Genomic DNA, 19,410 nt, shown 5'->3' on the forward strand with positions numbered 1-19,410 from the left:
ATGTCGTATAATCGCCCGCTTAATTTCCGGGGGTGGCCCGGCGAGGCTCTGGGTAAACCGGAGACCGCCAGCCGCCTTAACCGGCGGCACCCGGTCCTCCTCCTTAACTCCGGGTGCGCCTGACAGAACCCCAATCAGCGGTTCTGGTGGCAACCCTCTCACTTCCTACGGTGCAATATGCTCAGAATCGTGCAAGAAGCATTGACGTTCGACGACGTTCTGCTTGTACCCGCCCATTCCAATGTGCTGCCCAAGGATGTGTCCCTGAAGAGCAAGCTGACGCGGGACATCTCCCTGAACATTCCGCTGGTCTCTGCAGCCATGGATACGGTCACCGAGCACCGCCTGGCCATTACCATGGCCCAGGAAGGCGGCATCGGCATCCTCCACAAGAGCATGGATGTGGAAGCCCAGGCGCGTAACGTGCGCATGGTCAAGAAGTACGAATCCGGCGTGGTGAAAGATCCGATCACCATTGGCCCGGAAGCCACGGTGGCCGAGCTGCTCAACCTCACCGAAGCCAACAACATTTCCGGTGTGCCGGTGGTTGAGAAAGACGGCGAGGGCGACAAGGTGGTCGGCATCGTTACCAGCCGCGACACCCGTTTCGTGACCAACTATGACCAGCGCGTCCAGGACATCATGACCGGCAAGGACCGGTTGGTGACCGTGAAAGAAGGCGCCGGTGCCGATGAAGTGCAATTGCTGCTGCACAAGAATCGCATCGAAAAGGTGCTGGTGGTCAACGATGCCGGCGAACTGCGTGGCATGATCACCGTGAAGGACATCGAGAAAGCCCGTAAATACCCCAACGCCTGCAAGGACTCCCAGGGTCGCCTGCGAGTGGGCGCTGCCGTGGGTACCGGTGAAGGCACCGACGAGCGTGTTACCGCGCTGGTGGAAGCGGGTGTGGACGTGATCGTGGTGGATACCGCACACGGACATTCCCAGGGCGTGATTGACCGTGTCGCCTGGGTGAAGAAGCATTACCCGGAAGTGCAGGTGATCGGCGGCAATATTGCTACCGCCCAGGCCGCAAAGGATCTGGTGGCTGCGGGGGCCGATGCCGTGAAAGTGGGTATTGGTCCGGGTTCCATCTGTACCACCCGTATCGTCGCCGGCATCGGTGTGCCGCAGATCACGGCCATCTCTGAGGTGGCTGCAGCACTGGAAGGTACCGGTGTGCCGTTGATCGCTGATGGTGGTATCCGTTTCTCCGGTGACATCGCCAAGGCAGTGGCTGCCGGTGCCAGCGCCATCATGATCGGTTCCCTGTTGGCCGGCACCGAAGAGGCGCCGGGTGAAGTGGAGCTGTTCCAGGGGGGCTACTACAAGGCCTACCGTGGCATGGGCTCGTTGGGCGCCATGTCCGGCAAGACCGGTTCCTCCGACCGCTACTTCCAGGATGCCGCAGCGGGTATCGAGAAGCTGGTGCCGGAAGGTATTGAAGGCCGGGTGCCCTACAAAGGCCCCATGAGCGCCATCGTGCATCAGCTGATGGGCGGGCTGCGGGCCTCCATGGGCTACACCGGCTGCGCCACCGTTGATGAAATGCGCACCAAGCCGGAGTTCGTGAAAGTCTCCGCTGCCGGGATGAAGGAATCCCATGTGCATGACGTGACCATCACGAAAGAGGCGCCGAATTACCCGGTTGGGTGATTTGAGACCTGTCGTGCTTGAAGGGGTCGGATGTCTGAAGTCGGATGTCTGACGCCAGAACCGGTCGGAGGCAACTCCGGCCGTTTTGTTTTTAAAGCGTCTGACGTCAGACATCCGGCGTCCGACCTGTAACCAACAAGGCCCGGTGCTTGTCGCCGGCAACCACCGCGGGATAGAACCCCATGCAAGACATCCATGCCCAGCGCATCCTCATTCTGGATTTCGGTTCCCAGTACACCCAGCTGATCGCCCGTCGCGTGCGCGAGATCGGCGTTTACTGTGAGATCCGCGCCTTCGACATGACCGCTGAGGAAATCAGCGAGTTTGCGCCCAAGGGCATTATCCTGTCCGGTGGGCCGGAGTCGGTTACTGCGGCAGAAACCCCGCGTGCCCCACAGGCGGTGTTCGACGCCGGTGTGCCGGTGCTGGGCATCTGTTACGGCATGCAGACCATGTCCGAGCAGCTCGGCGGCAAGGTGGTTGCCGGTGAGAAGCATGAGTTCGGTTACGCGCGTGTAGAAAAAGCGGAAAAGAACAGCCTGCTGGATGGCATTGTCGACCACGAGGAACACGGCAAGGAATTCCTGGACGTGTGGATGAGCCACGGTGACCGTGTGGGTGAGATCCCGCAGGGGTTCAAGGTGATCGCCACCACCGGTAGCTGCCCGATTGCTGCCATGGCCAACGAAGAGAAGCGCTTCTACGGCATCCAGTTCCATCCGGAAGTGACACATACCCTGCAGGGTGGCCGTCTGCTGGAGCGTTTCGTGCGTGAGTTGTGCGCCTGTGAAGCATTGTGGACACCCAGCAACATCATCAATGATGCCATCGACACCATCCGTGATCAGGTGGGCAAGGACGAAGTGATCCTGGGGCTTTCCGGTGGCGTGGATTCCTCCGTGGTGGCGGCGCTGCTGCACAAGGCCATCGGTGACCAGCTTACCTGTGTGTTCGTGGACAACGGCCTGCTGCGTCACCAGGAAGGCGACCAGGTGATGGAAATGTTCGCCGACAACATGGGTGTGAAAGTGATCCGTGTGGATGCGGAAGACAATTTCCTCGGCAAACTGGCCGGCGAAGCGGATCCGGAGAAGAAGCGCAAGATCATCGGCAACACCTTCATCGACATCTTCGATGAAGAAGCCGGCAAACTGAAAAATGCCAACTGGCTGGCCCAGGGCACCATCTACCCGGACGTGATCGAATCCGCCGCCAGCAAGACCGGCAAGGCCCACGTGATCAAGAGCCACCACAATGTGGGCGGCCTGCCGGAAGACATGAAGCTCAAGCTGGTGGAACCCCTGCGCGAGCTGTTCAAGGACGAAGTGCGCAAGATCGGTCTGGAGCTGGGCCTGCCCTACGACATGGTCTACCGCCACCCCTTCCCGGGCCCGGGTCTGGGCGTGCGTATCCTCGGTGAAGTGAAGAAGGAGTACGCCGACACCCTGCGTCTGGCGGACCATATCTTCATTGAAGAGCTGCGTGCTGCGGGGCTCTATCACAAGACCAGTCAGGCCTTTGCTGTGTTCCTGCCGGTGAAGTCCGTGGGTGTAGTGGGCGATGCCCGCCGCTACGAATACGTGGTCGCCCTGCGTGCGGTGGAAACCATCGACTTCATGACGGCCCGCTGGGCACACCTGCCCTACGAGTTCCTGGAACTGGTCTCCAGTCGCATCATCAACGAGATCCCGGGTATCAGCCGGGTCACCTACGACATCTCGTCCAAGCCACCGGCGACGATTGAGTGGGAATAGCCCATTCTGGATGCGTAGAAATACATCATGAAAAGGACGGCCTTCGGGGCCGTTTTTTTATGGCGTATTGATATCGTTAAGTTAGATCGTGATTTTTCAAGTAGCTTTTCTCTTGGTGCGTGGTTGGCACATAGAAGGCCATAGCAGCGGCTACAGCTGATGGCATCGGGGTATTAGGTAACTTGAAAGCATACTCGGAGCTCATCGGTAGAAAGTGGGCCTCGGGACAGAGCTTGGTCGGATGGTAAGCTTTTTGGGGTGTGATTGAATTTATGCGTGTCCTCGAATTTCACTTTTATGGCGCTTGTTGTAGAGCTGCGAATAGGTCCCATTGAGGTGGCGCATCCCTTTTGACAATGTGGCATCACCCGTTTCTATGAGAAGGTGATAGTGGTTGCTCATCAAGCAGTAAGCATGGCATTGCCAGTGGTAGGTTTGAGTGCATGAGAGAAGGGCGTCCAAGAATGCTAATCGGTCCTGATCATCTTCATAGATGTTTTGTCTGGCGTTGCCCCTTGCTGTGACGTGATATAGGGCACCAGAAAATTCGATGCGAAGTGGGCGAGCCATGGCAGTCTCCATTCTTTTTGGTGTTTGAGGATGGTGCCGCAGGAGGGAGGGCTCGGCTGTAGGCGAAGTCCTTCTGATGTTATAAGTGGTTGCCTGCGTTCTTTGTGGGAAATGGGAGACCTGACCCCCGTTGTTAAAGATGCGCGCCTATGCTGATTCGACTCAGTATCTGTAGAGCAAGCGTCGAAGCAAACGCACTAGCCAATCCAGCACTAGAATCTATGAACAGCAATTGATGAATTGAGCTTATGAGATTTCATCCCGATGGTCCCTCCATGCCGGATATTCTTTTGGAGCGCTGTGATGCTGGTCGCGTGGTGTTTCTGTGCGGTGCCGGAGTTTCGTTGCCATCTGGAATGCCGACCTTTGTCGGCCTCACTAGGTACGTCATTGAGTTCTTTGACCCACCAGACGATTCAGAAATCATGGCTGCGTTTCGGCCATGGCTGGACGATCAATCTGCAGCGAATGTCCCACTCGACCAAATCTTCAACCTCCTTCACCTTGAATACGGCAAGGATGAAGTTAACGCTCTGGTCACAGAGCGGCTGAGTGCTCCTCTAGAAATCAAAGATTTTGGACGTGAGCACGGTCTGATCAAGCGGATTTCTTCGAGCCAAAGCGGCGTGCCGCAGATTGTCACGACGAATTTTGACCGATTGTTCGAGGTAGGGCAGGAAGGAGAGCATCTGGTCCGACACGTGCCACCTGCTTTTCCCGACCTGAACTTTGGAACGAAGATAGAGGGGATTACGTATCTACACGGGCGTTTGGTAGAAGCAGCCTCTAAAAGTCATCCTTACGTGCTGAGCAGCGCGGACTTCGGGCGTGCCTATCTGTCAGAAGGATGGGCCACCAACTTCATCAGGCATCTCCTCGAACGATATACCGTCGTTCTGGTCGGCTATCAGGCGGAAGACCCACCAATTAAATATCTTCTTCAGGGGCTCAACCATGACGGTCAGTATGACCGATCTAGACTCTATGCCTTTGACCGTGGGCTTCCTGAGGAGATCGAAGCCAAGTGGCGTGACCGAGGTGCCACAGCCATAGCCTATTCCGATCATTCGGATTTGTGGAAGAGCATGGAAGCCTGGGCAGATCGGGCCGACGATCCGCGCAGGTGGCGTGCATCCATAATCGCCAAAAGTCAGCAGGACCCGAAGGATCTAGCCCCTCATGAGCGTGGTCAAGTTGTTCATGTCCTTCGCACAGTGCAGGGAGCGAGGTTGTTCTCGGAGGCTGATCCGGTACCGCATCCTGAATGGGTATGTGTGATGGATGCGAATGTCCGATCAGCCAAACAGAGCCGCGGCTATGGCGACGATGCTGAAGTTTTCGATCCCGAGGCTGCTTATGGACTCGATGACGATCTGAGGGATATCTCTGACGATGATCGCAGACAGGGTGTCAGTAACGACAATCTCCTTGTCTGGCGCGATGAAGACGACAATCCGCATGATTTTCATCGGTTGGGCGGACGACAGGCTGCAGGTTTCGAGGTAACCCCGATAAGGCTTGGCCACCTCATCACCTGGCTCAGCAAGTCCATCGATAGCCCTGTGCTGGCTTGGTGGGTCATTCGACAGAGCGGACTGCACCCGCGACTGCTGCAACAGTTCGAGTGGCAAGTGGAGCATTCGAAGGCTCTCAACGAGCGTGCTCGTCATATCTGGAACCTGATTCTCGAACACCATCGAGACCCTCGCAATCGTCAATGGAATGGCGACTGGTTCGACTTGAAGAAACGGATCAATGAGGAGGGCTGGACGGCCAGTGTCCTACGGGAATTCCGGAGGGTTGCGACGCCGCGCTTGGAGATCAGGCCATCGTATGGCTTGGGGCAGACCAGACCACCGTGTGTACCCTGGGAGGAAATTCATCTCAGCGACCTCGGTCAGTGGGAAGTCGTGCTCTTGGATCGGCACAACGAAGATTTAGACGTCCCCGACGATCTATTACCACAGGTAGTTGGCATTCTGAATGAACAGTTTACCGTCGCCTCAGGGCTACTGGGGGATATCGAGACCGTCTACTTCCAGACGCCGACCTGCTATTCGGACCGTGAGATCGATGGGAGAGAGCACATCACGGAAGCCGCGGGGGGCGTGACTTGGTTCGTCCAACTTTTTGACCGATTGGCTGCCAAGTGGCCAGAACTGGCAAATGCATATGCAACAACTTGGCCTGCGGCAGACCGGTTCTTTTTCCGTAAACTCAAGCTGTATGCGTTCAGCAAAGCGGGCGTCTTCGAGGCCGACCATGTAGCCGAGGAGGTCTTGTCCTTAGATCAGGAGATATTCTGGGGCATCGATGTGGTCCGAGAGCTTCTTTTCCTGCTGGAGGACCGATGGGGAGAGTTCTCTCAGGAGAGCCGAAATCAACTCATCGACCGCATCTTGACGGGCCCCGATCAGCGTTCCCGCTGGTGTGACGAAGAGTTTCCAGGGCTGCGGGACGAGTTTGCCTCCAGATACGCCCGGTATCTCGAACTACAGGGTTGTGAACTGACTGCTGATCGCAGTGAACGGCTTGCCGAGATGATCAGAAGTATTCCTGGATGGAGCGACGGCTGGGCGACCTCGACGGTGGTGGTGCGGGGCTCTCACACGGGCTGGGTCGGTACGGATGAAAAACCAGATTCCATCTTGGACCTTCCCGTAAACGAGGTGGTCTCCAAGGCAAAGGAAGACCTGAAGAGGGACGTTGACAGCTTCACCGAGAAGCGGCCCTTCACTGGTTTGGTGAAAGCCAATCCGCGAAAGGCGCTGTCTGCGTTGACGATTGCAGGAAAGGCTAACGACTACCCTGAGGCGTTCTGGTCGGCCATGATCAGTGAGCTTCCCGCAGACATCTCGCCCAGGCTGAGACGGGGATTCCTGAACCGAGTAGCGCGACTCCCACATGTAGTTATCGCCAAACTGCGCCATACCTTGGGCCGATGGCTCGAAAAGGACTTGGTCGCGATCCTTGAGTTTGATGATGATCTCGGTTGGACAGTCTACGATCACATCGTCGATGGCATCCTGAGCGGCGGAGCAAATGCAGCGAAGAGCGGGATTGGCGAAATCCGCCAAGGTGGAAACGTCATTCAACGGTCCCGGCGCACATTCGGCCATGCGATCAACGGTCCCATTGGTATGTGCGCTAAGGCCCTTTTCCACTCAGTGCCAGGGGAAAAACAGGAAGCTGGTTCACTGATCCCCGAGCACATCAAATCCCGTGTCGAGCGCCTCTTTACGGCACCAGGTGAGGGGGCAGGTCATGCCGTGTCGATAGCGAGCAGCAAGCTTAACTGGCTCATGTTTGTTGATCCCGCCTGGACTGAGGAACGTCTTATTCCGATGTTGGAGTTCGAGCATCCAGCCTCGGAACCAGCATGGAATGGGTTTCTTCATAGTGGCCGAGTGCCTTGGCCGCCGTTGGCCGAGACCATCAAGCCACTCTTGCTTGACCTCTTCCCGTGGGTTGAAGGGTTTTCTTGGGATCGCGATCTCTCAGAGGTAGCCGTCCAATGGCTAGGCTTCATGCGGGTGTTTCACCCGGGTGAACCAAGCGGTCTTACACGAGGCGAAATGCGCTCGATCTTTCGAGCGATGTCCGACGATGCTCGGAACCAGTTCATTTTCTGGTTGGGCAAGGTCGGACAGAAAAACGAGAATGGCTGGATTAAACACGTCATTCCCTTAATCAAAGAGGACTGGCCGAGAGAACGCCGATACAGGACCACAGCATCGATGAGGGCGTGGATCGGCCTGCTTGATGATACCGGCGATAGCTTCCCGGCCGTCTACGAAACGGTGAAGAAGTTCTTGGTGCCGGTGGAGACAAATGACCATCCGTTCTACCGGTTCACCCGAGAGATCAGTGATGAGAAGCCGATTACCGCTCTATTCCCTGAAACGACGCTGGATTTGATGAACAGGGTTACACCTCGGGTCCTCACCCGTCCGCCATACGAGTTACCGAAGGTACTAGCACTGATTGAGGAAGCCGAACCTGAGCTGATATCAGATCCACGCTATTTGCGCCTTATCGATCTTGTTGAACGAAGCTAGGTCTCGGTATTCATGACCGACAACCCAGCTATGGATATGGAGCCCTAGATTTCACGACCTCTCAAACAGTGAAGGTCTGCCATAAATAAATCAGAAGTTCTTGTTCGCAGTGACACCGAATGACCGTAATACGCTCTGTCGATCCAGCGCACTTAGTCAGTAAGTGCGCCAGACTGAACGGCAAGAAAGGGCTGGCTGTGACTTGTGCGAGAGCTCTGTGACGGCGGGATGGCACATCACATCGATAATGCCCCTCAAGCGGTAGAGGTGGTATTTTTCATGGTATGGCTCCCGTGTGGCATGCATAGCTTATTGTTTTATAGGGATTTATTTCGACAATCAATAATAGAGTGGGAATAGAAAAAGGCAGCCAGTTGGCTGCCTTTTTTGTGGTTCATCGCGCAATCGCGGGAAGTTGCTCCTACCGCGGTTTTCCCGTAGGAGCGTCGCTCGCGGCGCGATTCCAGCGGTTTAGTCCCGCCCAGGGGCAAATCGAGATCTGTGGGAGATTCTGCTTGCTGAACGAAGGCTCTAGCAGCATGCCCTGGTCCACAGCAGCATTCGTTCAGCAAGCTGAATTTCCCACACAAGCAGGAAAGCCTGTTTTGCCACAGAGATCGCAGAGACCACCGAGTGAAAACAATGGGTTTCCTCAGTGGTCTCTGCGATCTCTGTGGTGAAAACGTTTTTGACCCTGGTCTGTAATCGCGCCGCGACCGAGCGCAGCGAAGGAACGCCTGACAAGGCGGCCCCGCAGGGGTGAGCGGAGCGAATAACCGACGCTCCTACGGCATGGGGCGTGCCGCGAGCCATTCCCTCAAATCCGCAATGAACCTTTTTTGTTTCATTCAGGCTAAGCGCTGCGCGACGGCACCCTAAGAGCAGATGCGGAGCAGGTGGCTGATCAGATCCACCTGCCGGTTGAAGTTGTTCTTCTGTAGCAGGGATTTGATATTGGTACGAACGGTGCTCACTGCCAGGCTCAGTTCCTCGGCGGCTTCAGCGGTGTTGGCGCCTTTGATCAGGCAGTGGCAGACCCGGGCCTCCGCCTCGGTGGCATTGATGATCTTGCGGATCTCGGCGGTCCCGGGCACCCGGCAGTCATTCGGGTCAAAGATCTCCACCAGGACATTACTGTTGCTGCGTTGCTTGTTGTGCACCGGGGTGATCGAGAAACGCAGGGGCAGGGCATCGGTGTGCAGGTACAGGGTGTCGTTGTCGTCCAGCGCTGCGGTCTTGCCGGTAATGAATAGCATGAGCTGGGTGTAGAAATCCTTGCCAAACCCGGTGTCGCGGAAATGAATGCCCCGGGTCTCCTGGTTCACCGTGAAGACATCATAGCGATTACCAATATCGATGAAGGCCGGGCTGGCGCTGATCAGCAGGGTGACCGGAGAGAACACCGCCACAGGCTGTTTGAGCATGGCAATGCTGGTTTGCAGGTCCTTGAAGCTCTGTTCAGAGCGGTGCAGGCGCTCGTAGAGGTCCAGGGCGATTTCAGCATGCTTCTTCAGCCGGGCAAGCAGGGCCATTTCCTGTTTGCTGAACACCGGTCGGGACTTGTGGCGATTGAAGACCAGTGCCACATGTTGCTGGTACTTGTTGGTGAAGGCGATGGTGGCGCTGTCGACAATGCCCGCGGCGCGCACCCAGGTGCGTGAGAAGGAAGACATGCCGGCCAGTACATCGCATTCCGGGTCGCCGTCGGCGTAGCTGAACAGGGCGTTGGGGCCAGCGTCCAGGGCCCGGGCAATGGCCTTGTCCTTGAAGACCAGGCCGGTTTTCAGCATCAGGGGGACAACCCCGGGCGGGTACCCGACCGCCCAGCCATACAGCCCTTTCAGCTGAGGTTCCTTCTGGATGACGGCGAGACAGGCGCTGACCAGATCCAGCTCTTCACGAATAAAGCGCAGGAAAGGGTCAAACCCTTCATTGTGATCCACGCAGCTATACAGGCTGGTGACCAGGCGATCCAGGATGTCCGCCTGGTTGTCGTCCGGTGCCAGCAGTCCCCCGTTGACCTGGTTGCGATCCGGATCCGCAACGTGGCCGGGATGGTGATGACTTTCTATGGGCATGGTTGTCTTGCTTCCCCCTCAAGACCACAGAGACCCAGCGTACAATTTGCCGGTCTGGATGTTAAGGCGCGGCCTTTTCGGGGGTGGCGTGAGCGGTAGCGGGTGCGGGACGGCGCCGGTTGGCGGTTTTGCTGCCATTGGGGCCGTATTGCTGCTTGAAAAGTGGGCGGATTTGCTTAAAATACGCACCCTTCCCGGGATTCGGGGCCGGTTACACGGCTTTCGGATCGTGAGCGAAACCTCACAGCCGGGTAGAATTCATTCCGTTTCAGTGAGTTGCGTGCTCCAGCCTGAGGGTTTGGGGTTGTTGTGCCCGTTGTGGTGGCATACAATGCGCGCCTTTACTGGGGCGGCGAGGCGTTCGCCTCATGGTCTAAAACAGAGTGGAGGTTCACGACATTAAGCGTGGAGGCAACAAGGGCCGCGAGCAACGCGCCCGAATCAATCAGCAAATCCAGGCAACCGACGTTCGGTTGATCGATGTGGACGGCGAGCAGGTCGGTATTGTGACCCTGCAGGAAGCGCTGGAGAAATCCACTTCAAAACAGCTGGATCTGGTAGAAATCTCCCCTGGTGCGGAACCGCCTGTTTGCCGAATCATGGATTACGGCAAGCACCTGTTCGAGGCGAAGCAGAAGGCCAAAGAGGGGCGCAAGAAGCAGCGCCAGACTCAGGTCAAGGAAATCAAATTCCGTCCCGGCACTGACATCGGCGACTATGAGGTGAAACTGCGTAACCTCAAGAAGTTCCTCGAGGCCGGCGACAAGACCAAGATTACCGTCCGCTTCCGCGGCCGGGAAATGGCTCACCAGGAGCTGGGCCGGGAACTGCTCGAGCGTATCGAGAAGGACCTGGAAGAACTGGGTACTGTTGAGCAACGCCCGAATATGGAAGGTCGCCAGATGATCATGGTGATCGGCCCGGGCAAAAAGAAGAAGTAATCTCTCCAACAGGAGGGGTTACTGCATTAATCAACCAACTTGAGAAGGTACCATGCCTAAAATCAAGACAAATCGTGGGGCTGCCAAGCGTTTCAAGAAAACCGCCTCCGGTTTCAAGCGCAAGCAGGCATTCAAAAACCACATTCTGACCAAGAAGTCTTCCAAGACTATCCGTCAGCTGCGTCCGAAGCAGGAAGTCCACGAGAATGATGTGGCTCTTGTTAAACGCATGATGCCCTACGCATAACTGATACGGATCTGGAGACTGAAAAATGGCACGAGTAAAACGTGGTGTGCAGGCCCGTCGTCGGCACAAGAAGGTTCTCAAGCAGGCTAAAGGCTACTACGGTGCCCGCAGCCGTGTTTATCGCGTAGCGGTCCAGGCCGTTACCAAAGCCGGTCAGTACGCTTACCGCGACCGTAAGGTTCGCAAGCGTCAGTTCCGTCGTCTGTGGATTGTTCGTATCAACGCCGCTGCGCGTCTGAACGGCCTGTCCTACAGCCGTCTGATCGACGGCCTGAAAAAGGCTTCTGTCGATATCGACCGTAAAGTACTGGCGGACATCGCTGTTCGCGATCAGGCAACCTTTAGCGCTTTGGCCGAGAAAGCCAAAGCGAGTCTCACCGCCTGATTCACTGTTCTGTCTCAGACAGAGCAGCATACTCAACGGGGGAAGAGCTCGCGCTCTTCCCCCGTTTTTGTTGGAACAAGAGACGCAACAAGCAACATGCTTCATGCAACACGCCAGTCTGCGTGATGCGTGTTGCGTGAGGCGTGTAGCAGGGGAATATCAATGGAAAATCTCGATGCCCTGGTCGAAGCCGCGCTGGCGGAAGTAGAGCAGGCGGGCGATGTGCGGGCCCTGGATGATGTGCGGGTGAAATACCTGGGCAAGAAGGGCGAAATCAGTGCGCTGATGAAGGGCCTGGGCAAGTTGAGCGCGGAAGAGCGCCCCAAGGCTGGCGCTGTCATCAATGAAGGCAAGCAAAAGGTCCAGGAAGCGATTACTTCCCGCAAGACCCTGCTGGAAGAAGCCGCGCTGGCGGAGCAGCTGGCCAGTGAAACCGTGGATGTGACCCTGCCGGGCCGTGGCGATATGCCGGGCAACCTGCACCCGGTGAACCGCATGCGCCGCCGCATTGAAGATTTCTTCCTGCGCCTGGGGTTCGATATTTCCGAAGGGCCGGAAGTGGAAGATGATTTCCATAACTTTGAAGCCCTGAATATTCCCTCCCATCATCCGGCGCGTGCCATGCACGACACCTTCTATTTTGGTGATGGCCGTCTGCTGCGTACCCACACCTCGCCGGTGCAGGTGCGGGTCATGGAGCAGGGCAAGCCGCCGTTCCGCATTATTGCGCCGGGGCGGGTGTACCGTTGTGATTCCGATCTGACCCACACGCCCATGTTCCACCAGGTGGAAGGCCTGCTGGTGGACAAGGACATTACCTTTGCCGACCTTCGCGGCACCGTGGCGGAATTCCTGCGCTTCATCTTTGAAGTGGAAGACCTGCCGGTGCGTTTCCGTCCCAGCTATTTCCCGTTCACCGAGCCCAGTGCGGAAGTGGATGTGGGTTGCGTCAGCTGTGGCGGCGAAGGCTGCCGGGTGTGCTCGCACACCGGCTGGATCGAGATCATGGGCTGCGGCATGGTGCATCCCAAGGTGCTTGAGCACGGTGGCGTGGATGCTGAGGAATACAGCGGTTTTGCCTTCGGTATGGGGATCGAGCGGATCACCATGCTGCGCTACGGGGTGAACGATCTGCGGTTGTTCTTCGAGAATGACACCCGTTTCCTGTCCCAGTTCAGCTAACGCCCGCAAACACGTTTAAGGAATTCGATAATGCTTGTGAATGAAGCCTGGTTGCGGGAGTGGGTGAACCCCGCGGTCGACACGGACACCCTGGTCAAACAGCTGACCATGGCCGGTCTGGAAGTAGACGGTGTAGAACCGGCGGCGCCGGTTTTTTCCGGTGTGGTGGTGGGCGTGGTGGAAAGCTGCGAACAGCACCCGGATGCCGACAAGTTGCGCGTCTGCCAGGTGTCCAACGGCACGGACACGACCCAGGTGGTGTGTGGCGCCAGCAATGTGCGCCCCGGCCTGAAGATTCCCTTTGCCCAGGTGGGTGCCAAGCTGCCTGGTGATTTCAAGATCAAGAAAGCCAAGCTGCGTGGCGTCGAGTCCAACGGCATGCTGTGTGGTGCCTCCGAGCTGGGTCTGGAAGATCTGATCGATGGCCTGATGGAACTGCCGGAAGAGGCGCCCGTCGGCAAGGACTTCCGCGATTACCTGCAGCTGGACGATGCGGTCATCGAGGTGGATCTGACCCCCAACCGGGCGGACTGCCTGAGCGTGCGCGGTATTGCCCGCGAGCTGGGCGTGATGAACCAGAGCCCGCTCACCGAGGTGGCCATCAGCAAGGTGGCACCGGCCATCGATGACACCCTCAACGTGACCCTGGCGGACAGCGATGCCTGCCCCCGTTATCTGGGGCGCGTGATCAAGGGCGTTGATGTGAAGGCGGAGACCCCGCTGTGGATGATCGAGCGCCTGCGCCGTGCCGGTGTGCGTACTATCGATCCGATTGTCGATGTGACCAACTATGTGTTGTTGGAGCTGGGGCAGCCCCTGCATGCCTTCGACCTGGCCAAGCTCAACGGTGGCATCACCGTGCGCAAGGCCAACGCCGAAGAGAAGCTGACCACCTTGGACGATCAGGAACTGACCCTGCGCAACGACACCCTGGTGATCGCCGATGACAGCGAGGCCCTGGCCCTGGCCGGCGTCATGGGGGGGAAACCGTCTTCCGTGACCGACAGCACCCAGGACATCTTCCTTGAGTGCGCTTTCTTTGCGCCGCTGGCCATTGCCGGCAAGGCCCGTTCCTATGGCTTGCACACCGATTCCTCCCACCGCTTCGAGCGCGGTGTGGACCCGCAGTTGCAAAATGACGCCATTGAGCGCGCCACCGCCCTGATCCTGGAGATCGCCGGCGGTCAGGCGGGCCCGGTGACCGAGGCCGTGGACGAAGGCAAGCTGCCGAAGCAGGCGGAAATCACCCTGCGCGCTGAGCGGATCGAGGGGCTGCTGGGTATGGGCCTGCCTGCGACCCAGGTAGAAGACATCCTCAGTCGTCTGGGTATGGAGATTTCCACCCAGGAGAGCGGCAAGGAATGGGTTGTGCTGGCGCCCAGCTGGCGTTTTGATATGGCCATCGAGCAGGATCTGATTGAAGAGCTGGCGCGTATCTACGGCTACGAGAAGCTGCCCAGCCGTGTTCCGGCGGGCTCGCCCTCTGGCGAGACCGTGGGTGAGCACGTGGTGGCCCTGCGCCGCCTTAGCGATACCCTGATCGATCGCGGCTATCTGGAAGCCATTACCTATACCTTTGTGGAGCCGGGCCTGCTCAAGCAGGTGGAGCCCCGCTACGAGCCCCTGCCGCTGCTCAATCCGATCTCGGCGGATCTGGGCGTGATGCGGACCACGTTGCTGGCCGGCTTGTTCAGCACCGCCCGCCATAACCTGAACCGTCAGGCGGAGCGTCTGCGTCTGTTTGAAACCGGGCTGCGCTTTGTGCCGGGTGAGGCAGGTCTTGAGCAGACCCCGATGATCGCGGGTCTGGTTTACGGCAGTGCCCAGCCGCAGAACTGGGAAGGCAAGCGGGCTGTGGACTTCTTCGACCTGAAAGGGGATGTGGAAGCCTTGCTCACGCTTTCTGACGTGGGGGCGTTCAGCTTTGAGGCCGGAGAGCACCCCGCGCTGCATCCGGGGCAGACCGCTGCGCTCAAGCGCGGAGAGGATGTGGTTGGCTATCTGGGCCGGATTCACCCCCGTCTTGCGGCGGATCTGGACCTGCCCGCCAATCTGTATGCCTTTGAGCTGGCGTCAGCACCTCTGCAGCAGGGGGTATTGCCCACCTTTGCCGGTGTGTCCGATCAGCCACGTATGCGTCGCGATCTGGCCTTTGTCGTGGATGACAGCGTTCCGGCGGGTGAGCTGGTAGCGGCGGTGCGATCTGCCTGTGACGAGCGTCTCACCGATGTGCGGATTTTCGATATATATCAAGGTGATAGCATTGGTAAAAATCGCAAAAGCCTCGCTTTGGGCTTGACCTTCCAGGACCGTTCACGCACTCTTAAGGATCAAGAAGTCAACGACCTGGTTGAAGCTGTTGTTTCCCAGTTAAAACAACAGTTTAACGCCGCCTTAAGGGATTGATTCGGGATTGGGAGTGATTCATGGGAGCGCTGACCAAAGCGGACATGGCCGAGCGCCTGTTTGAAGAGCTTGGCCTTAACAAGCGCGAAGCCAAGGAAATGGTGGAAATGTTCTTCGAGGAAATTCGCCATTCCCTGGAAAACAACGTTCCCGTGAAGCTGTCCGGTTTCGGCAATTTTGATCTCAGAGATAAAAGTGAACGACCAGGGCGCAATCCGAAAACCGGTGAGGAAATCCCCATCACTGCCCGTCGGGTTGTCACCTTCCGTCCAGGACAAAAACTAAAACAACGGGTTGAGGCGTATGCTGGAACCAAGTCATAACGACGAACTCCCGGCGATCCCGGGCAAGCGGTATTTTACCATTGGCGAAGTGAGCGACCTGTGTGATGTAAAGCCGCACGTGCTGCGCTACTGGGAACAGGAATTTCCCCAGCTCAAGCCGGTAAAGCGCCGTGGCAACCGTCGTTACTATCAGCGCCAGGATGTGCTGATGATTCGCCAGATCCGTAGCCTGCTGTACGATCAGGGGTTCACCATTGGTGGTGCCCGGCAGCAGCTTACCGGTGGTGCCAATGCGGAATCCGCCACCCAGTACCATCAGCTGATCAAGCAGATGATCGTGGAGCTGGAAGACGTCCTCGACGTGCTCAAGGCCTCCTGATCTTAGACAGGCTCCTGCAGGAGCTTGCCTGCAAGTGAAAGCCCCGGCAGCCCGGCTCCCGGGGCTTTTTCATGCCTGGCCCTTCCTCCATGCCCCCATAGGAGCCTGCCTGCAGGCGATCCTTTTCAAGCCACAAGCCACAAGCCACAAGCTACAAGCTACAAGCTACAACGCGAGCGAGGCCTTGCCTGGCTGGAATGCCTGGGCTCCGCGCTCCGGGGGGTAACACTCCGCGGTACCCGATTCATGCGATGGACCCTGCTACTGTGGGAGCGGTCGTCCGACCGCGAAACTTCGAGGTCGGGCAATCGCGGTGGAACCACCGCTCCCACAGTGAGGTTGGTGCTATGTGACGCGGGGCCCTAAGCGGTGGCCTTTCAAATGGTTGATTGGGTTCTGGCCAATCCGACCGGGGTGCGGGCAGGGCGTGGCCGTTGACACAGCATTTCTCCGCGTTGAAGCTTGTAGCTTGAGGCTTGCCGTCTCATCGCTCAAACCCTGACCAATCAGCTGTTTACTGGTTCCATCCCGCGAATGAATCCGCTATGATGCACGCCGCTTTGTTAGCAGTGCTGACAAAGCGCCTCGGGGCGTAGCGCAGCCTGGTAGCGCACTTGCATGGGGTGCAAGGGGTCGGAGGTTCGAATCCTCTCGCCCCGACCAATTTGGTCGGATCAAAAAGCTCGGCATTAGCCGGGCTTTTTTTGTGGCCGCTCGGCGGCCGCAACACGCTTCACGTATCAGGCAACACCCGGAAGGGCGGTGCCAAATGGCATCCCCTCTTGGTACCCAGCCTGCACGGCACGCCTGTAGGAGCTTGCCTGCAAGCGATCCGAGCGACAGCGAGGTAATCCGTTTCGAGTTACGAGAAGCGAGTTTCGAAAGGCAAAACCAGGAGCATGGAAAGCGGTTCGGGTTTTGATCTTTGAAATGCGTTTCTGGAATCCGTACCTCGCTTAGGCTCGGATCGCCCAGGCAAGCTGGGCTCCTACGGCGGGGTATAGCATGTGTTTTCGACGCAAAAAGGCCCGCCCGGTTTACCGGGCGGGCCTTTTTGCGTCAGGCGTCAGGCGTCAGGCGTCAGGCGTCCTAGTCAGGCCTTCTTGTTCGCCTTGGCCTTGTAAGCTGCCTTTCTTGCCTTTTTGCGTTCTTCCTTTTCCTTCGCCTTTCTGGCGCGGATTTCCGCTACCTTGACGTGTTCCTTCTCGGCCATGGCCGGGGTTTCCAGGGTGATCTGGCCCAGTTTGCCATTGCGGAACTCATTGATCAGCAGCGCCGCTGCGCGGTCGAAATCCACATGGCCACCACGGCCCAGGCAGCCGCGCTGCTTGCCGATGACTTCCAGCAACGGTACGCCTTCGCTGGGCAGATCGGCCTGTTTGAAACGCTCCTGCATGAGTGCCGGATAGGCCTCCATGAAGTACTCCGCGGCAAACAGGGCCACATCATCCTCGTGCATGGCGGTGGCCTTGATGGCGCCGGACAGGGCCAGGCGATAACCGCTGGCCGCGTTCTCGATCTTGGGCCAGAGGATCCCCGGAGAATCGATCAGGATCAGCCCTTCACCCAGTTCGATGCGCTGCTGGCGCTGGGTCACCGCCGGTTCGTTACCCGCTTTGGCCACCTGACGGCCGGCCAGGGTATTGATCAGTGTGGATTTGCCCACATTGGGGATGCCGGTGATCAGGGCGGTGATGGTCGTGGCGCGGTCAATCCGCTTGTTCACCATTTTCCGGCAGGTATCGGCCAGTTTGCGTATGGTTTCCGGCTTGTGGGTGGTGATGGCCTGGGCCCGCACGGTGGGGTCCTGTTGCAGGTGCTCAAGCCACCGGGCTGTGATCTGCGGGTCGGCCAGATCGCTTTTGCTGAGCAGCTTCAGGCAGGGCTTGCCCTGGCGAAAGCCTTCAATCACCGGGTTGCTGCTGCTGTAGGGCAGACGGGCATCGACGATCTCGATGATCAGGTCCACCTTGGGCAGCAGATCGTGGATTTCACGGGTGGCCTTGTTCATGTGGCCGGGGAACCAGTTGATGCTCATCAAGGGGCCTGCTCTGGAAAATGCGAATTGGCCGGGATTATATCGGTTCTTGTCCGGCCTTGCTGAACGGAAGCAGTTGTCGAGAGCCGCCTGTGAAGGCCACGAAATTGCGCATGACGGTTTTCGCCAATGCCCTGATACGTCCCGTCATGAGTGTCTCATACGTACTCGTATACACTGTATACCATTGATTCTGATAACAGCGGAGTACGGTATGGATCTGCGTGTGCCGGAGCAGGAAAAGGCATTTCGGGAAGAGGTGCGGACCTTTCTTGAAGAAAGTCTGCCCCCCGAAATTCGGGAAGCAGGCAAGATGGTGACCTCGGTGTTCGCACCGGTGAAGGAAGCCATGGCCTGGCAGAAAATCCTCAATGACAAGGGTTGGGCAGCCCCCCACTGGCCGAAAGAGCATGGCGGGACCGGCTGGAGCGTCACCCAGCGTGCCATCTTTGCTGAAGAACTGGTGCGTGCCGAAACCCCGCCGCTGGTGCCCATGGGCCTGCACATGTGTGGCCCCTGCCTGATCGGCTGTGGGACTGAGGAACAGCAGAAGGAATACCTGCCGAAGATCCTTAACGGTGAGCATTTCTGGTGTCAGGGCTATTCCGAGCCCGGCTCTGGTTCTGACCTGGCCTCTCTGAAGACCTTTGCTGAAAAAGACGGTGATGACTACATCATCAACGGCACCAAGATCTGGACCACCTACGCTCATTACGCCAACAAGATGTTTGCGCTGGTGCGCACCAATAAAGACGGCAAGCCCCAGCAGGGCATTACCTTCCTGCTGCTGGATATGGACCTGCCGGGCATCAGCATCGAGCCCATCGTCGGTCTGGATGAAGTCACCGAGCAGTGTCAGGTGTTCTTCGACAACGTGCGTGTCCCCCAGGCGAACCGTGTGGGCGAGGAGAACGACGGCTGGACCGTGGCCAAGTACTTGCTCACCTTCGAGCGTGGTGGTCAGGAATACGCTCCGGGCCTGAACGTACAGCTGGAAAAGATCCGTCTGATGGCCGAAAAACAGCAGACCGTGCACGGCCCCATGAGCAAGGATCCGGTCTGGCAGCACAAGTTTGCTTCCGTGGAAGCGGATGTGCTGGCACTGGAATTTACCGAGATGCGTATCAAGTCTGCACTGTCTTCCGGCAAGGATCCGGGCGCGCTGTCTTCCATGACCAAGATCCTCGGCACCGAACTGCTGCAAAAAGTCACCGAACTGCGTATCGAGACCCTCGGTGCCCAGGCCGCCATCTGGCAGCCTCAGGCCCTGGTGCCCGGTGATGAGCAACCGATCATCGGGCCGGAGTATGCGCTGACCGCCATGCCCCATTACCTGAACTCACGAGCCTGCTCCATCTATGGCGGCTCCAACGAAGTCCAGCGCGGCATTATTGCCAAAGCCGTTCTGGGTTTGTAAGCGTCCGCCAAC

At 57.9% G+C, this 19,410-nt stretch carries 14 protein-coding genes and 1 tRNA gene; 12 read left to right on the plus strand and 3 right to left on the minus strand.

What is annotated here, in order from left to right; all coding sequences use genetic code 11:
* Positions 1–177: 177 nt before the first annotated feature.
* Both guaB and guaA read left to right on the plus strand, forming a co-directional pair.
* A complete protein-coding gene (gene guaB / locus HF945_RS04080) occupies positions 178–1,659 on the plus strand; it encodes an IMP dehydrogenase (protein WP_290524484.1) in 1,482 nt (493 codons plus the stop codon).
* Between the two features lie 182 nt (positions 1,660–1,841).
* The gene (guaA, locus tag HF945_RS04085) at positions 1,842–3,413 is read left to right on the plus strand and encodes a glutamine-hydrolyzing GMP synthase (RefSeq protein WP_290524485.1); all 1,572 of its coding nucleotides are present in this window, start codon (positions 1,842–1,844) and stop codon (positions 3,411–3,413) included.
* Between the two features lie 270 nt (positions 3,414–3,683).
* Here the strand turns inward: guaA and HF945_RS04090 are convergent, their stop codons facing one another.
* Positions 3,684–3,983 carry a transposase gene (locus tag HF945_RS04090; protein WP_290524486.1) on the minus strand — a complete coding sequence of 100 codons (300 nt, stop codon included), beginning with the start codon at positions 3,981–3,983 and terminating at the stop codon, positions 3,684–3,686.
* A gap of 275 nt (positions 3,984–4,258) precedes the next feature.
* Between HF945_RS04090 and HF945_RS04095 the strand changes: the two genes are divergently transcribed.
* Entirely contained in the window at positions 4,259–8,041 is a 3,783-nt protein-coding gene (locus tag HF945_RS04095) for an SIR2 family protein (RefSeq protein WP_290524487.1), read from the plus strand.
* Positions 8,042–8,916: 875 nt separating this feature from the next.
* Here HF945_RS04095 and HF945_RS04100 read toward each other — a convergent pair.
* Entirely contained in the window at positions 8,917–10,119 is a 1,203-nt protein-coding gene (locus HF945_RS04100; RefSeq protein WP_290524488.1) for a hypothetical protein, read from the minus strand.
* A 383-nt stretch (positions 10,120–10,502) separates the two neighbouring features.
* Here HF945_RS04100 and infC point away from each other — a divergent pair, with 383 nt between their 5' ends.
* The 8 genes from infC (at position 10,503) to HF945_RS04140 (ending at position 16,606) form a co-directional block, all read left to right on the plus strand.
* Positions 10,503–11,060, plus strand: a complete 558-nt coding sequence (gene infC, locus HF945_RS04105; RefSeq protein ID WP_290524489.1) for a translation initiation factor IF-3 — start codon at positions 10,503–10,505, stop codon at positions 11,058–11,060.
* Positions 11,061–11,112: 52 nt separating this feature from the next.
* The gene (gene rpmI, locus HF945_RS04110) at positions 11,113–11,307 is read left to right on the plus strand and encodes a 50S ribosomal protein L35 (RefSeq protein ID WP_008929366.1); all 195 of its coding nucleotides are present in this window, start codon (positions 11,113–11,115) and stop codon (positions 11,305–11,307) included.
* A gap of 25 nt (positions 11,308–11,332) precedes the next feature.
* Positions 11,333–11,692: a 50S ribosomal protein L20 gene (gene rplT / locus HF945_RS04115; protein WP_290524490.1), complete on the plus strand. Its 360-nt coding sequence runs from the start codon at positions 11,333–11,335 to the stop codon at positions 11,690–11,692.
* A 162-nt stretch (positions 11,693–11,854) separates the two neighbouring features.
* On the plus strand, positions 11,855–12,874 hold the full coding sequence (gene pheS, locus HF945_RS04120) for a phenylalanine--tRNA ligase subunit alpha (protein ID WP_290524491.1): 1,020 nt from the start codon (positions 11,855–11,857) through the stop codon (positions 12,872–12,874).
* Between the two features lie 30 nt (positions 12,875–12,904).
* Positions 12,905–15,280, plus strand: a complete 2,376-nt coding sequence (gene pheT, locus HF945_RS04125) for a phenylalanine--tRNA ligase subunit beta (protein ID WP_290524492.1) — start codon at positions 12,905–12,907, stop codon at positions 15,278–15,280.
* A 20-nt stretch (positions 15,281–15,300) separates the two neighbouring features.
* Positions 15,301–15,603, plus strand: a complete 303-nt coding sequence (ihfA, locus tag HF945_RS04130; RefSeq protein WP_062817366.1) for an integration host factor subunit alpha — start codon at positions 15,301–15,303, stop codon at positions 15,601–15,603.
* Positions 15,584–15,943 carry a MerR family transcriptional regulator gene (locus HF945_RS04135; RefSeq protein ID WP_035230230.1) on the plus strand — a complete coding sequence of 120 codons (360 nt, stop codon included), beginning with the start codon at positions 15,584–15,586 and terminating at the stop codon, positions 15,941–15,943. The genes ihfA and HF945_RS04135 overlap by 20 nt, the downstream gene beginning before the upstream one ends.
* A gap of 586 nt (positions 15,944–16,529) precedes the next feature.
* Positions 16,530–16,606, plus strand: a tRNA-Pro gene (locus tag HF945_RS04140).
* Between the two features lie 430 nt (positions 16,607–17,036).
* Here the strand turns inward: HF945_RS04140 and ylqF are convergent.
* Positions 17,037–17,981 (minus strand): ribosome biogenesis GTPase YlqF, encoded by a 945-nt coding sequence (ylqF, locus tag HF945_RS04145; protein WP_290524493.1) that lies wholly within the window; start codon positions 17,979–17,981, stop codon positions 17,037–17,039.
* Between the two features lie 214 nt (positions 17,982–18,195).
* On the opposite strand from ylqF, the gene HF945_RS04150 reads away from it, so the two are divergent.
* On the plus strand, positions 18,196–19,398 hold the full coding sequence (locus HF945_RS04150) for an acyl-CoA dehydrogenase family protein (RefSeq protein ID WP_290524494.1): 1,203 nt from the start codon (positions 18,196–18,198) through the stop codon (positions 19,396–19,398).
* Positions 19,399–19,410 lie beyond the last annotated feature (12 nt).

Source organism: Alcanivorax sp. (assembly GCF_017794965.1).
GTDB lineage: Bacteria > Pseudomonadota > Gammaproteobacteria > Pseudomonadales > Alcanivoracaceae > Alcanivorax.

Bases quoted from the DNA above. Each gene is read 5' to 3' on its own strand.
- HF945_RS04100 (WP_290524488.1), bottom strand. From the start codon at position 10,119: ATGCCCATAGAAAGTCATCACCATCCCGGCCACGTTGCGGATCCGGAT.
- pheS (WP_290524491.1), top strand. From the start codon at position 11,855: ATGGAAAATCTCGATGCCCTGGTCGAAGCCGCGCTGGCGGAAGTAGAG.
- HF945_RS04135 (WP_035230230.1), top strand. From the start codon at position 15,584: ATGCTGGAACCAAGTCATAACGACGAACTCCCGGCGATCCCGGGCAAG.
- ylqF (WP_290524493.1), bottom strand. From the start codon at position 17,981: ATGAGCATCAACTGGTTCCCCGGCCACATGAACAAGGCCACCCGTGAA.
- ihfA (WP_062817366.1), top strand. From the start codon at position 15,301: ATGGGAGCGCTGACCAAAGCGGACATGGCCGAGCGCCTGTTTGAAGAG.
- rplT (WP_290524490.1), top strand. From the start codon at position 11,333: ATGGCACGAGTAAAACGTGGTGTGCAGGCCCGTCGTCGGCACAAGAAG.
- HF945_RS04090 (WP_290524486.1), bottom strand. From the start codon at position 3,983: ATGGCTCGCCCACTTCGCATCGAATTTTCTGGTGCCCTATATCACGTC.
- guaB (WP_290524484.1), top strand. From the start codon at position 178: ATGCTCAGAATCGTGCAAGAAGCATTGACGTTCGACGACGTTCTGCTT.
- HF945_RS04150 (WP_290524494.1), top strand. From the start codon at position 18,196: ATGGATCTGCGTGTGCCGGAGCAGGAAAAGGCATTTCGGGAAGAGGTG.
- pheT (WP_290524492.1), top strand. From the start codon at position 12,905: ATGCTTGTGAATGAAGCCTGGTTGCGGGAGTGGGTGAACCCCGCGGTC.
- rpmI (WP_008929366.1), top strand. From the start codon at position 11,113: ATGCCTAAAATCAAGACAAATCGTGGGGCTGCCAAGCGTTTCAAGAAA.
- HF945_RS04095 (WP_290524487.1), top strand. From the start codon at position 4,259: ATGCCGGATATTCTTTTGGAGCGCTGTGATGCTGGTCGCGTGGTGTTT.
- guaA (WP_290524485.1), top strand. From the start codon at position 1,842: ATGCAAGACATCCATGCCCAGCGCATCCTCATTCTGGATTTCGGTTCC.